Genomic DNA, 13,383 nt, shown 5'->3' on the forward strand with positions numbered 1-13,383 from the left:
TCCGGCCCGAGACCTCACGGTCTCGGGCCGGAGGCCATTCTTGCGGGTGCTGGCGAGGCGCAGGAACACGAAGGGCCCGGGATCGAGGATCCCGGGCCCTTCGTCGTTGCAGCTGGTCTAGCTCGCGGCGGCACCCAGCGTGCCGAGGTAGAGCTGGATGACCTTCGGGTCGCTGCCCAGGGACCTGCCCGTGCCGGTGTAGGCGTTGCGCCCGTGGTCGAGCACGTAGCCGCGGTCGCAGATCTGCAGACACCGGCGAGCGTTCTGCTCGACCATGATCACCGAGACCCCGGCGCGGTTGATGTTGCGCGTCTGCACGAAGACCTCGTCCTGCAGCACGGGTGAGAGCCCCGCCGAGGGCTCGTCGAGGAGGAGCACCGAGGGCGCCATCATCAGGGCGCGTCCCATCGCGACCATCTGTCGCTCACCACCGGACAACGATCCGGCACGCTGCTTGCGGCGGTCGCCCAGCCTCGGGAAGATGTCGGTGACGAAGTCGAAGCGCTCAGCGAACTTCTTCGGCGCCTGGTAGCACCCCATCTCGAGGTTCTCCTCGATGGTCAGGCTGGGGAACACGTTGTTCGACTGGGGAACGAAGCCGATACCGGCCGTCACCAGCTGGTCGGCCCGCATGTTGGTGATGTCGCGACCTTCGAGGGTGACCGACCCGGTGCGCACCTTGACCAGCCCGAACAACGCCTTGAGCAGCGTGGACTTGCCGGCGCCGTTGGGGCCGATGATGCCGACGAGCTCGCCCCGGTTGCAGTAGAGGTCTGCGCCGTTCAGGATGTCCACCCCGGGCAGGTAGCCGCCACGCAGGGCATCGGCACGCAGGACGGCGTCCCCCGCAGCGGCGAGATGGGCCTCGCGCTCCTTGGCTGCGTTGTCGGTGTCGTTCACGGCACGTCCTTCCTGTGCTTGTCTGCCTTCCTCGGAGTCTCGTGGGCCAGCTCGGCCTCGGCCTCCGAATCGATCTCGTGCTCGTCGAGCTCGGTCAGGTCGGTGTCGTGGTGGGCGCCGAGGTAGGCGTCGATCACGGCCGGGTTGCTCATCACCTCGGAGGGCGTGCCCTCGGCCACGATCTGGCCCTGGGCCATCACGATCACCCAGTCCGAGATGTCGCGGACCATGTCCATGTCGTGCTCGACGAAGAGCACCGTTCGGCCCTCGTCGCGCAGGGACTTCACGTGGCCCAGCAGCGACTGCTTGAGAGCGGGGTTCACCCCGGCCATCGGCTCGTCGAGCATGATCAGCTCCGGGTCGACCATCAGCGCCCGCGCCATCTCCAGCAGCTTGCGCTGCCCGCCGGACAACGACCCGGCGAAGTCCTCCCGCTTGGCGTCGAGCTTGAACCGCGCCAGCAGGTCGTCGGCGCGTCGGGTGTTGGCCTCCTCCTGGCTGCGCCACAGGAACGGCAGCGCGGCCGACCAGAACTTCTCGCCCCGCTGCCCGGTGGCACCGAGGCGCATGTTCTCGATCACCGTGAGCTTGGCGAGCACCTTGGTCAGCTGGAACGTGCGGACCATGCCCAGCCGGGCGACCTTGTAGGGGGCGACCCGCTGCAGGGAGGTGCCGTTGAAGCTCCATTCCCCCGAGTCGGGCATGTCGAACCCGGTCAGCAGGTTGAACAGGGTGGTCTTGCCCGCACCGTTGGGTCCGATCAAGGCGGTGATGACGCCGCGCTGGATCTCGATGTGCTCCACGTCGACGGCCGCGAGGCCGCCGAAGGTGCGTCGGATGCCGTCGCCCTTGACGATGGGGTCCGGCTTCGGCACACCGGGCCTGGCCTCGAGCCCACTCAGGTCGGGACGCGGCGCGGCGGCGGAGGGCCGGTTCGGCTCGGTGTCAGCGCTCATCGATCGCGATTTCCCTTCGGTCGCCGAAGATCCCCTGTGGTCGGAAGATCATCAGCAGCATGAGGCCGAGCCCGGTGGCGATGAAGCGGACAAGGCTGGACTGGGTGTTGTCCATGATCCACGTCGGCACGAGCGGGTCGATGCCGGAGGTCGCCTGGCCGAGGAACGACCCCAGACCGGAGATCAGGAACCAGAAGATCATCGCCCCGACGACCGGCCCGAAGACACGCGCCGCACCACCGATCAACAGGGCGGTGTAGGCGAAGAACGTCACGTTGGTGGAGTAGTCGGTCGGGACGACCGAGGCCTGCTTGAGGGCGAGGAACAGCCCCGCGAGGCCGCCGAACATGCCTCCGAGGACGAGCGCCTGCATCTTGTAGGCGAACACGTTCTTGCCGAGCGATCGGACGGCGTCCTCGTCCTCGCGGATCGAACGCAGCACGCGGCCCCACGGGCTGCGCATCAGCGCCCAGACGATGAGCAGGCAGATCGCGACCATGCTCCATCCCACGAGCACCGACCAGGTGTCGCGGGCACTGAACGCGACGAAGCCGAGGTCGAGGCGGGAGTCGAAGGGGTTGAGCTGCTGGTAGGTGCTGGCGTAGCCGGTGAGCCCGTTGGAGCCGCCGAGCGTGTCGGACATCTCGACCGAGCCGAAGGTCAGGCGCAGGATCTCGGCCGTGGCGATCGTCGCGATGGCCAGGTAGTCGGCCCGGAGCCGCAGCGTCGGAACGCCCAGCAGGATCGCCAGCACGATCGGGGCGAGCAGCGAGATCCCCACCGCAGCCCAGAACGAGATGTCGAAGGTCACCACGCTCACCGCCAGGCCGTAGGCGCCGACCGCCATGAAACCTGCCTGGCCGAAGTTGAGCAGCCCGGTGTAGCCGAAGTGGACGTTGAGACCGATCGCGGCGAGCGCGAAGACGATCGCGTTGGGGCCCAGGGCCTGGTTCAGTGCCGTCTTGAAGACCCGGGCGATGTCGACGGGAAGCGTGTCGGTGAACAGCCCCAGGACCAGCCAGGTCAGGAGCAGGACGGTGCCGAGGACGCCCAGCACGCGGCCGAGGTTGGCGAGGTTGCGACCCTCGTAGTCGTCGGGGTCCGCCTCGATCGCCGCAAGTGCCTGCCGGCCCTTCCAGAAGGCGAACGGGGAGGCGATGCCGGCGGTGAGCGTCAGGCCGGCCACACCGAGGACCGCGGACGCGATGGCCGCAGGGTGGGTCCGCTTCGGGCGCAGCGTGGGTGCGGCGCTCGGCTCACGGGTCGTGGCGCTCATGGGCGGGTGCTCCGTTCGCAAGGAGTCGGCAGGACGGGGGTTCGGGGGTCGCTCACGTCCGTCACCCGATCCGCTCGCGACGCCCGAGGATGCCCTGCGGTCGCAGGAGCAGGACCAGGATCAGCACGACGAGGGCACCGACCTCCTTGATCGACGACGGCACCCCGAACAGGGGACCGACCTCGACCATGACCCCGATGATCATCGACCCGAAGAGAGCGCCCCAGATGGTGCCGAGGCCGCCGAGGGTCACGGCGGCGAACACCAGTAGGAGCAGCTTGAACCCCATCAGGAAGTTGACCTGGCTGTTGATGGCGAGCAGCACGCCGGCGAGGCCGGTGAGGGCCGTGCCCAGGATCCAGACGGCACCGATCACGCTGTCGACCTTCATGCCGGACGACGCCGACAGGGCCGGGTTGTCGGAGACGGCGCGCATGGCCTTGCCGAGCCGGGTCTTCATCAGCAGCACGCAGGCCACGGTGATGGTGACCAGGGCGATGAGGATGATCGCCAGCTCCTTGTCGGCCAGGCTGATGAAGCCGTAGTCACGCCGTCCCTGGCTGACGTACTGGCTCAGCGACTGGCGCGAGCTGCCGATGGAGTACTGGAAGGAGTTGCGGAGCAGGAGCCCGAGCCCGATCGAGACGATCATCATCGCGATCAGACCGGTGCCACGTCTGCGCAGAGGTCGCCACAGCCCGCGTTCCTGTGCCCACCCGAACAACGCGGACACCGCGACGGCCAGCACGCCGGACAGGATCACCGGCAGGCCGAAGCCGCGGTTGGCGACGTAGGTCATCACCGCCCCGAAGGTGATGAGCTCGCCGTGCGCGAAGTTGGTGAGACCGGTGGTGCCGAAGATCAGCGAGAGGCCCAGTGCGGCGAGCGCCACGATCAGGCCGAACTTGACCCCCGAGGTGAGGGCGGTCACCAGGCGGTCGACGAAAGGCACAGCGACGACCTCCTCGACCCCGATCGGGAAGAGCCCGGGGTTCGGGCCGTCGAACCGCACCTGGATGGTGATGGAGGCGTCGTCGGGATCGCTGAGCTCGGTCCCCTCGGGCAGGGTGTCCTGATCGAGCACGACCTCGTAGGCCCCGCGCTCGGGGGTCTCGATGATCACCCGGCCCTCGTCGTTGGTCACGGCCGATCCGACCTCGGTGCCGTCCTCGGCCGTCACCGTCAAGGTGACGCCGACGATGGGCGCGTCGTCGTTGCCGGAGTCGAGGAGGACCACTGTGATGTAGGGGCCGTCGGGCGGCTCGACCGGCTCGGCGTCCTCGCCGGTCTCGTCGGCGGGCTCCTCGGTCGACGACGTGGTCGACGTGGGCTCGGTGGGCTCGGTGGTGCCGTCCGCCAGCGCAGCCAGCGGAGACAGCACCATCATCACGAAGGCCAGGCCAGCGGCGAACAAGGCCAACAGTCGCAGTCGCAACGCTCTACTCCCGTCAAGCGAGTGTCCAGTGACCCTCGTCGGACCGGAGCATAACCACCTCGGAGTCTCCTGCGTCACAAGTGGCGGACACGCTTGGTAACAGTTCAGTCTCTCTCGGCCCCCACGCGCCCGGGCTCAGGAAGTGCCGGCGCCGGTCTCCGGGCCGTGCTCCACCACTCCGTCGGCCACCTGCTTCATCGACAGGCGCAGGTCCATGGCGGTCTTCTGGATCCAGCGGAAGGCGTCGGGCTCGCTGAGGCCGAGCTTCTCCTGGAGCACGCCCTTGGCGCGGTCGACCGACTTGCGGGTGGCGAGGGACTCCTGGAGGTCGGCGACCTCCTGCTCGAGCACGCTGATCTCGGCGTAGCGACTCACCGCCATCTCGATGGCGGGCACGAGGTCCCCCCGCTGGAACGGCTTGACGAGGTACGCCATCGCGCCGGCGTCGCGTGCCCGCGCCACCAGGTCGCGCTGGGAGAAGGCCGTGAGGATCACGACGGGAGCGATGCGCTCGCTCGCGATGACCTCCGCTGCCGCGATGCCGTCGAGGACGGGCATCTTGACGTCGAGGATCACGAGGTCGGGGTGCAGCTCGCGGGCCAGCTCGATGGCCCTCTGGCCGTCGCCCGCCTGCCCGACGACCTCGTAGCCCTCCTCACCGAGCATCTCGGCGAGGTCCATGCGGATGAGGGCCTCGTCCTCGGCGATCACCACACGGCGTACGTCCTCGGACGGGGGGCGGCTGTCAACGGGCTGCGTCACGGCCGCAAGGCTAGTCGGATAGGGTTTCGCCACCTAGCCGGGTTGGCGGAATGGCAGACGCTATGAGCTCAAACCTCATTGTCCGAAAGGGCGTGCGGGTTCGAATCCCGCACCCGGCACCCACGTGGTCCGTCCGGAGCGAGCGCGACGGTCGTCGGTGGTCGCGTCCAGCATGGTCACGTGCCCCACGTCCGTCTGCAGTCCGTCGTCGACTCGGCCCTGGCGTGCCGTGATCAACGATGCGAGCTACGTCGCGCTCGACGCTCACCTCCTCGAGCTCATGGCGACCGTCAAACCCACTGGCAAGCCCCACACGCGCCGGGTTCCCGGCGCAGTCGTGGCATGGCGCCGGTCGGGCCCACGAGTCGTCTCCGTCTCGAGGCGCGAGGCGGTCGCGCGCCTCGACGAGCTGATCGGTCCGAAGGCCTGACTCAGCGCCGGCGATAGGCCGGGGCCACCTCGTTGATCGCGTCGCCCATCCGGTGGATGCGCATCGCGTTGGTGGAGCCGGGGATTCCGGGCGGGCTGCCGGCGATGAGGACGACCAGGTCGCCCTCCTCGACCCGACCGATGGCGAGCAGCGCCTCGTCGACCTGGCGCACCATCTCGTCGGTGTGCTCGACCTCGGCGCCCTTGAAGGTCTCGATGCCCCAGGTCAGCGACAGCTGGGACCGCACGCGGTCGGTTGTGGTGAAGGCCAGGACGGGGATGTGGCCGCGGTAGCGAGCCAGGCGCCGGGCGGAGTCACCGCTCGCGGTGAACGCGACGAGGTACTTGGCTCCGATGCTCTCCGCGACCTCGGCGGCGGCCTTCGCGATGACGCCACCGCGGGTGCGTGGCGACCAGGTCACCTCCGCCATGTGGGAAAGGCCGTGGCTCTCGGTGGAGGAGATGATGCGCGCCATCGTGCTGACCGCCTCGATCGGGTACTCCCCCACCGACGTCTCGCCCGAGAGCATCACGGCGTCGGCGCCGTCGAGGACCGCGTTGGCGACGTCGGACGCCTCGGCGCGCGTCGGCGCGGGAGCGGAGATCATCGACTCGAGCATCTGGGTGGCGACGATGGCGGGCTTCGCGTTGCGGCGGGCCTTGTCGACCAGCAGCTTCTGGTGGACCGGGACGTCCTCGAGCGGGCACTCCACGCCGAGGTCGCCGCGCGCGACCATGATGCCGTCGAAGGCGTCGATGATGGCGTCGATGTTCTCCAGTGCCTGCGGCTTCTCGATCTTGGCGATGATCGGGACGAAGATGTCCTCCTCCTCCATCACCGTGCGCACAGCGGCGGCGTCGTCGCCGGACCGCACGAAGCTCAGTGCGATGAAGTCGACGCCGAGGTGCAGCGCCCAGCGCAGGTCCTCGGTGTCCTTCTCCGACAGCGCGGGCACGGAGACGGCCACGCCCGGGAGGTTGATCCCCTTGTTGTTGGAGACCTTGCCCGCCACCATCACCTCGGTGACCACGTCGGTGTCGTCGACGGACACGACCTTGAGGCGCACCTTGCCGTCGTCGATGAGCAGCGGGTCGCCCGGCTCGACGTCGCCCGGCAGGCCCTTGTAGGTCGTGCCGCACTGGTGCACGTCCCCCACGACGTCGCGCGTGGTGATGGTGAAGGTCGCGCCCTTCTTGAGCTTGACCGGCCCGTCGCCGAAGGTCTCGAGCCGGATCTTGGGCCCCTGCAGGTCGGCGAAGACGCCGATCGCGTGACCGGTGTCGTCGGAGGCCTGCCGGACCAGGCGGTAGACCGCCTCGTGGTCGGCGTACGCGCCGTGGCTCATGTTGAGCCGGGCGACGTCCATCCCGGCCTCGACGAGGGCTCGGATCCCTTCGGGGGTGTTGACCGCGGGACCGAGGGTACAGACGATCTTTGCTCTACGCACGTACGTCAGCCTAGCGGACCTTGGAACGATCCAAAGGGTCCCGCGCGTGAAATCAGATGTAACGCCGGGTTGGTACTTGTAGGCACCCCTGCAGAGTATGGGTAGAACAAGCACCAACCCGGCGTTACATGAGCTGGCCGAGGCGGGCAGCGGGGTTCAGACGACCAACGGGCGTTCGTGCGGCTTGATCGGCGCGGGCAACGTCGTGGAGCCGGTGAGGTAGGCGTCGACCGACGCGGCGGCCGAGCGGCCCTCGGCGATGGCCCACACGATGAGCGACTGGCCACGGCCCACGTCGCCGGCGACGAAGACGCCGGGGACCGAGGAGGCGTACGACTCGTCGCGGCGGACGTTGCCGCGCTCGTCGAGGTCCACCTCGAGCTGCTCGACCAGGCCCGCCTTCTCGGGGCCGACGAAGCCCATCGCGAGCAGCACCAGCTGCGCCGGGATCTCGCGCTCGGTGCCCTGGACGGGCTGGAACGCCGCGTCGACCTCGACCAGGCGCAGCCCGGCGACGTTGCCGTCGGCGTCGCCCACGAACTCCTGCGTGGAGACGGCATAGACGCGCTCGCCGCCCTCCTCGTGGGCCGAGGACACCTTGAAGGTCATGGGGTACGTCGGCCACGGCTGGCCGGTGGGCCGGTCCTCGCCGGGTCGCGGCATGATCTCCAGCTGCGTGATGGAGCGTGCGCCCTGCCGGATCGAGGTGCCGAGGCAGTCGGCGCCGGTGTCGCCGCCGCCGATGATGACGACGTCCTTGTCGGTGGCCAGGATCTGCTCCGAGCCGTCGAGCGTCGCAGCCTCCCCCAGCGCGACGCGGTTGGCCTGGGGCAGGAACTCCATGGCCTGGTGGATGCCACCGAGCTCGCGCCCGGTGGTCGGCAGGTCACGGGCGTTGGTGGCGCCCATGGCGAGCACGACCGCGTCGTAGCGCGCGAGCAGCTGCGGGCCGGTGAGGTCCCCGCCGACGTCGACGCCGGCACGGAACACGGTGCCCTCGCGACGCATCTGGTCCAGGCGCCGGTCGAGGTGCTTCTTCTCCATCTTGAACTCGGGGATGCCGTAGCGCAGCAGGCCGCCGATCTTGTCGGCCCGCTCGTAGACCGCGACCGTGTGGCCGGCGCGGGTGAGCTGCTGGGCCGCGGCGAGGCCCGCCGGGCCGGAGCCGATGACGGCGACGGTCTTGCCCGAGAGCCACTCCGGCGGCTGGGGACGGACGTAGCCCGAGCCCCAGGCGCGGTCGATGATCGAGACCTCGACGTTCTTGATCGTCACCGGGTCCTGGTTGATCCCCAGGACGCAGGCGGTTTCGCACGGCGCCGGGCACAGCCGCCCGGTGAACTCCGGGAAGTTGTTCGTCGCGTGGAGCCGGTCCATCGCGCCGTCCCAGTCGTCGCGCCAGACCAGGTCGTTCCACTCCGGGATGATGTTGCCCAGCGGGCAGCCCTGGTGGCAGAACGGGATGCCGCAGTCCATGCACCGCCCCGCCTGGGTGGTGATGATCGGCAGGAGCGCGCGGCCGACCCCGTCGGGGTAGACCTCGTTCCAGTCGTGCACGCGCTCGGTGACGTCACGGCGCGAGGCGACCTCGCGGCCGTGCTTGAGGAAACCCTTGGGATCAGCCATCGTGCGTCACCTTCTTCCGGTCGGACCTGTCGTGGTGGGGACGCTCAGCCATGGAGCACCTCCATGATGCGCGCATTGGCCTGGTCCTCGTCGAGGCCGTCGGCCAGCGCTTCCTCGCGCGCGTCGAGGACGCGCTTGAAGTCGCGCGGCATGATCTCGGTGAAGCGCGCCAGCGCCGCGTCCCAGTCGGCCAGCAGCTCGGCGGCGACGGCGGAGCCGGTCTCCTCCGCGTGCTGCTCGACCAGGACCCTCAGCTCCTCGACCGCCCTGCCGGTGACCGGTGAGAGGTCGACCAGCTCGGGGTTCACCCTGGCCTCGTCGAGGTCGAGGACGAAGGCGTAGCCGCCGGACATGCCGGCAGCGATGTTGCGCCCGGTCGGACCGAGGACCACGACGACGCCGCCGGTCATGTACTCGCAGGCGTGGTCCCCCACGCCCTCGACGACCGCGCTGGCACCGGAGTTGCGGACGCAGAACCGCTCGCCCGCGCGGCCGCTGAGGAAGATCTGGCCCGACGTGGCGCCGTAGCCGATGGTGTTGCCGGCGATGATCTGCTCGCCGGCCTCGAAGGTCGCGGACCGGTCGGGGCGTACGACGATGCGCCCGCCCGAGAGGCCCTTGCCGACGTAGTCGTTGGCGTCGCCCTCGAGCCGCAGCGTGACGCCGCGTGGCACGAACGCGCCGAAGGACTGGCCGGCCGAGCCGGTGAGGGTGATGTCGATCGTGCCCTCGGGCAGTCCCTCCCCGCGGTAGCGCTTGGTCACCTCGTGGCCGAGCATGGTGCCGACGGTGCGGTTGACGTTGCGGATCGCGACCTGGGCGCGCACCGGCTCACCGGACTCCAGCGCCGGGGCGGCGATGGCGATGAGCTCGTTGTCGAGCGCCTTGTCGAGGCCGTGGTCCTGGCTGCGCGTGTGGCGCAGGTCCTGGTCCTCGAACTGGCCGAACTCACCGTGGCGCGAGGCCTGGTGGAGGATCGGCGTCAGGTCGAGCCCGGCAGCCTTCCAGTGGTCGACCGCACGGCCGACGTCGAGCGTGCCGACCTGGCCGACGGCCTCGTCGAGGGTGCGGAAGCCGAGCTCGGCGAGCAGCTCACGTACCTCCTGGGCGATGAACTCGAAGAAGTTCACGACGTAGTCGGCCTGACCGCTGAAGCGCTCGCGCAGGACCGGGTTCTGCGTCGCCACGCCCACCGGACAGGTGTCGAGGTGGCACACGCGCATCATGATGCAACCGCTGACGACCAGCGGTGCGGTCGCGAATCCGAACTCCTCGGCGCCGAGCAGCGCGGCGATCATGACGTCGCGGCCGGTCTTGAGCTGGCCGTCGGCCTGCACCACGATCCGGTCGCGCAGTCCGTTGAGCAGCAGCGTCTGCTGGGTCTCGGCGAGGCCGAGCTCCCACGGACCACCCGCGTGCTTGAGCGAGGTGAGCGGGGATGCGCCGGTGCCACCGTCGTGGCCGGAGACGAGCACCACGTCGGCGTGGGCCTTGGACACACCCGCTGCGACCGTGCCGATGCCGACCTCCGACACGAGCTTCACGTGCACGCGCGCCGACGGGTTGGCGTTCTTGAGGTCGTGGATCAGCTGCGCCAGGTCCTCGATCGAGTAGATGTCGTGGTGCGGCGGCGGGCTGATCAGGCCCACACCCGGCGTGGAGTGCCGGGTCTTGGCGACCCAGGGGTAGACCTTGTGGCCGGGCAGCTGGCCGCCCTCGCCGGGCTTGGCGCCCTGCGCCATCTTGATCTGGATGTCGTCGGCGTTGGTGAGGTACTCGGACGTGACGCCGAAACGGCCCGAGGCGACCTGCTTGATCGACGAGCGACGCTCGGGGTCGTAGAGCCGGTCGGGGTCCTCGCCGCCCTCACCGGTGTTGGACTTGCCGCCCAGCCGGTTCATCGCGATCGCGAGGGTCTCGTGCGCCTCCTTGCTGATCGAGCCGTAGGACATCGCACCGGTGGAGAAGCGCTTCACGATCTCCGAGACCGGCTCCACCTCCTCGACGTCGATCGGCTCGCGGACGCCGTCCTTGAAGGTGAAGAGCCCGCGCAGGGTCATCAGGCGCTGCGACTGCTCGTTCACCCGGTCGGTGTACTGCTTGAAGACGTCGTAGCTGCCGGTGCGCGTGGAGTGCTGGAGGCGGAAGACGGTCTCGGGGTCGAAGAGGTGCGGCTCGCCCTCGCGACGCCATTGGTACTCGCCGCCGATGCTCAGCTCGCGGTGCGCCGGCGCGATGCCGCCGCGGGGGTACGCCATCGCGTGGCGACGCGAGACCTCCTCGGCGATCGTCTCGAGCTCGATGCCCCCGAGCTTGGACGTCGTACCGGTGAAGTAGCGGTCGATGACGGTCTGCGACAGGCCGACCGCCTCGAAGATCTTGGCCCCGGTGTAGGACGCGACCGTGGAGACGCCCATCTTCGACATCACCTTCAGCACGCCCTTGCCGAGCGCCTTGATGAGGTTGGCGACGGCCTTCTCGGGGTCGACCTTGACGTAGTAGGCCTCGCGGGCGAGGTCCTCGACCGACTCCATGGCGAGGTAGGGGTTGACCGCCGCCGCGCCGTAGCCGACGAGCAGCGCCACGTGGTGCACCTCGCGGACGTCGCCGGCCTCGACCAGCAGCCCGACCTGGGTGCGGGTCTTCTCGCGCACCAGGTGGTGGTGCACCGCGCCGGTGAGCAGCAGTGACGGGATGGGCGCCAGGTCCGCGGTGGAGTGGCGGTCCGAGAGCACGATGATCCGCGCGCCGTCGGCGATGGCGGCGGAGACCTCCGCGCACAGCTCGTCGAGGCGGGCGGCGAGCGCCTCCCCTCCCCCGGCGACGTCGTAGAGGCCGCGCACGATGTGCACCTGGAAGCCGGGCATGTCGCCGTCGCGGTTGATGTGGCGGATCTTGGCCAGGTCGTCGTTGGAGAAGACGGGGAACGGCAGCACGATCTGGCGGCACGACGCAGGCGTCGGCTCCAGCAGGTTGGCCTCGGGCCCGATCGACCCGCTCAGCGAGGTGACGAGCTCCTCGCGGATCGCGTCGAGCGGCGGGTTGGTGACCTGCGCGAACAGCTGCGAGAAGTAATCGAAGAGCAGCCGCGGCTTGTCGCTGAGGGCGGCGATGGGCGTGTCGGTGCCCATCGAGCCGAGCGCCTCGCCACCGGTGTTGGCCATCGGGCTCAGCAGGACGCGCAGCTCCTCCTCGGTGTAGCCGAAGATCTGCTGGCGCCGCGTCACCGAGGCGTGCGTGTGCACGATGTGCTCGAGGTCGTCGAGGTCGTCGAGGTGCACGAGCCCTGCGTGCAACCACTCGTCGTAGGGCTGCTCGGTGGCGAGCTGGCCCTTGATCTCCTCGTCCTCGATGATGCGGTGCTCGTCGGTGTCGACGAGGAACATCTTGCCCGGCTGGAGCCGGCCCTTGCGGACGATGGTGGCGGGGTCGAGGTCGAGCACGCCGACCTCGGACGCGAGCACCACGAGGCCGTCGTCGGTGACCCAGTAGCGCGAGGGACGCAGGCCGTTGCGGTCGAGCACGGCGCCGACCTGCGTGCCGTCGGTGAACACCACGCACGCGGGGCCGTCCCACGGCTCCATCAGCATCGAGTGGAACTCGTAGAACGCCCGACGCTGGGCGTCCATCTCGCGATGGTTCTCCCAGGCCTCGGGGATCATCATCAGCACCGCGTGGGGCAGCGAGCGACCGGCGAGGTGGAGCAGCTCGAGCACCTCGTCGAACGACGCCGAGTCCGAGGCGCCGGGCGTGCAGATCGGGAAGAGCCGCTCGAGGTCGCCGGGGATCAGGTCGCTCTCCAGGAGCGCCTCACGGGCGCGCATCCAGTTGCGATTGCCCATGACGGTGTTGATCTCGCCGTTGTGGGCGATGAAGCGGAACGGGTGGGCCAACGGCCAGCTCGGGAAGGTGTTGGTGGAGAAGCGGGAGTGCACCACGGCCATCGCCGAGGCGACCCGCTCGTCGGTCAGGTCGGGGAAGACCCGGTCGAGCTGGTCGGTGGTGAGCATGCCCTTGTAGGCGAGCGTGCGCGAGGACAGCGACGGGAAGTAGACGTCGGTCTCGGACTCGGCGCGCTTGCGCAGGCAGAAGGCCAGGCGCTCGAGGGCCATGCCCGTCACGCGCGCGCCCTTGCCGGCCACGAAGAGCTGGATGAAGCGCGGCATCACGCTGCGCGCGGTCGCGCCGAGGGTGGAGTCGTCGACGGGCACCTCGCGCCAGCCGAGGACCGCGAGGCCCTCCTCGTCGGCGATCTCCTCGATGCGGCGACGGGTGGCGGCGACCGCCTTGTCGTCACCGGGCAGGAACGCGGTGCCGACGGCGTACGCCCTCGCGGGCGGGAGCTCGAAACCGGCCACCTCGCGCAGGAACGCGTCCGGCACCTGCAGCAGGATCCCGGCACCGTCGCCGGAGTTGACCTCGGCGCCGGCGGCACCGCGGTGGTCGAGGTTGCGCAGGGCGGTGAGGGCCTTGGCCACGATGTCGTGACTGGCCTCACCGGTCAGGGTCGCCACCATGGCGACACCACAGGCGTCCTTCTCGTGCCGCGGG

8 protein-coding genes and 1 tRNA gene are annotated in these 13,383 nt (G+C 69.5%); 1 reads left to right on the forward strand and 8 read right to left on the reverse strand.

Going from position 1 to position 13,383, the window contains the following annotated elements; translation table 11 throughout:
* Nucleotides 1–117: 117 nt before the first annotated feature.
* The 5 genes from K4G59_RS15570 to K4G59_RS15590 form a co-directional block, all read right to left on the reverse strand.
* A complete protein-coding gene (locus K4G59_RS15570; protein WP_231251981.1) occupies nucleotides 118–900 on the reverse strand; it encodes an ABC transporter ATP-binding protein in 783 nt (260 codons plus the stop codon).
* A complete protein-coding gene (locus tag K4G59_RS15575) occupies nucleotides 897–1,856 on the reverse strand; it encodes an ABC transporter ATP-binding protein (protein ID WP_231251982.1) in 960 nt (319 codons plus the stop codon). The genes K4G59_RS15570 and K4G59_RS15575 overlap by 4 nt, the downstream gene beginning before the upstream one ends.
* Entirely contained in the window at nucleotides 1,846–3,132 is a 1,287-nt protein-coding gene (locus tag K4G59_RS15580) for a branched-chain amino acid ABC transporter permease (RefSeq protein ID WP_231251983.1), read from the reverse strand. The genes K4G59_RS15575 and K4G59_RS15580 overlap by 11 nt, the downstream gene beginning before the upstream one ends.
* A gap of 61 nt (nucleotides 3,133–3,193) precedes the next feature.
* The gene (locus K4G59_RS15585; RefSeq protein WP_231251984.1) at nucleotides 3,194–4,552 is read right to left on the reverse strand and encodes a branched-chain amino acid ABC transporter permease; all 1,359 of its coding nucleotides are present in this window, start codon (nucleotides 4,550–4,552) and stop codon (nucleotides 3,194–3,196) included.
* A 150-nt stretch (nucleotides 4,553–4,702) separates the two neighbouring features.
* On the reverse strand, nucleotides 4,703–5,329 hold the full coding sequence (locus K4G59_RS15590) for an ANTAR domain-containing response regulator (protein ID WP_308189408.1): 627 nt from the start codon (nucleotides 5,327–5,329) through the stop codon (nucleotides 4,703–4,705).
* Nucleotides 5,330–5,365: 36 nt separating this feature from the next.
* Here K4G59_RS15590 and K4G59_RS15595 point away from each other — a divergent pair.
* A tRNA-Leu gene (locus tag K4G59_RS15595) sits at nucleotides 5,366–5,448 on the forward strand.
* 312 nt (nucleotides 5,449–5,760) lie between these two features.
* On the opposite strand, the gene pyk is transcribed toward K4G59_RS15595, so the two are convergent.
* The 3 genes from pyk to gltB form a co-directional block, all read right to left on the reverse strand.
* Entirely contained in the window at nucleotides 5,761–7,206 is a 1,446-nt protein-coding gene (pyk, locus tag K4G59_RS15600) for a pyruvate kinase (protein WP_231251985.1), read from the reverse strand.
* Between the two features lie 156 nt (nucleotides 7,207–7,362).
* Nucleotides 7,363–8,832 carry a glutamate synthase subunit beta gene (locus tag K4G59_RS15605; protein ID WP_231251986.1) on the reverse strand — a complete coding sequence of 490 codons (1,470 nt, stop codon included), beginning with the start codon at nucleotides 8,830–8,832 and terminating at the stop codon, nucleotides 7,363–7,365.
* 44 nt (nucleotides 8,833–8,876) lie between these two features.
* On the reverse strand, nucleotides 8,877–13,349 hold the full coding sequence (gene gltB, locus K4G59_RS15610) for a glutamate synthase large subunit (protein ID WP_231252046.1): 4,473 nt from the start codon (nucleotides 13,347–13,349) through the stop codon (nucleotides 8,877–8,879).
* Nucleotides 13,350–13,383 lie beyond the last annotated feature (34 nt).

This window comes from Nocardioides furvisabuli, assembly GCF_021083185.1.
Classification (GTDB): domain Bacteria; phylum Actinomycetota; class Actinomycetes; order Propionibacteriales; family Nocardioidaceae; genus Nocardioides; species Nocardioides furvisabuli.

Excerpts from the sequence above, each read along its gene's own strand:
- K4G59_RS15575 (WP_231251982.1), bottom strand. The coding sequence starts at position 1,856 with ATGAGCGCTGACACCGAGCCGAACCGGCCCTCCGCCGCCGCGCCGCGT.
- K4G59_RS15580 (WP_231251983.1), bottom strand. The coding sequence starts at position 3,132 with ATGAGCGCCACGACCCGTGAGCCGAGCGCCGCACCCACGCTGCGCCCG.
- K4G59_RS15605 (WP_231251986.1), bottom strand. The coding sequence starts at position 8,832 with ATGGCTGATCCCAAGGGTTTCCTCAAGCACGGCCGCGAGGTCGCCTCG.
- gltB (WP_231252046.1), bottom strand. The coding sequence starts at position 13,349 with ATGGTGGCGACCCTGACCGGTGAGGCCAGTCACGACATCGTGGCCAAG.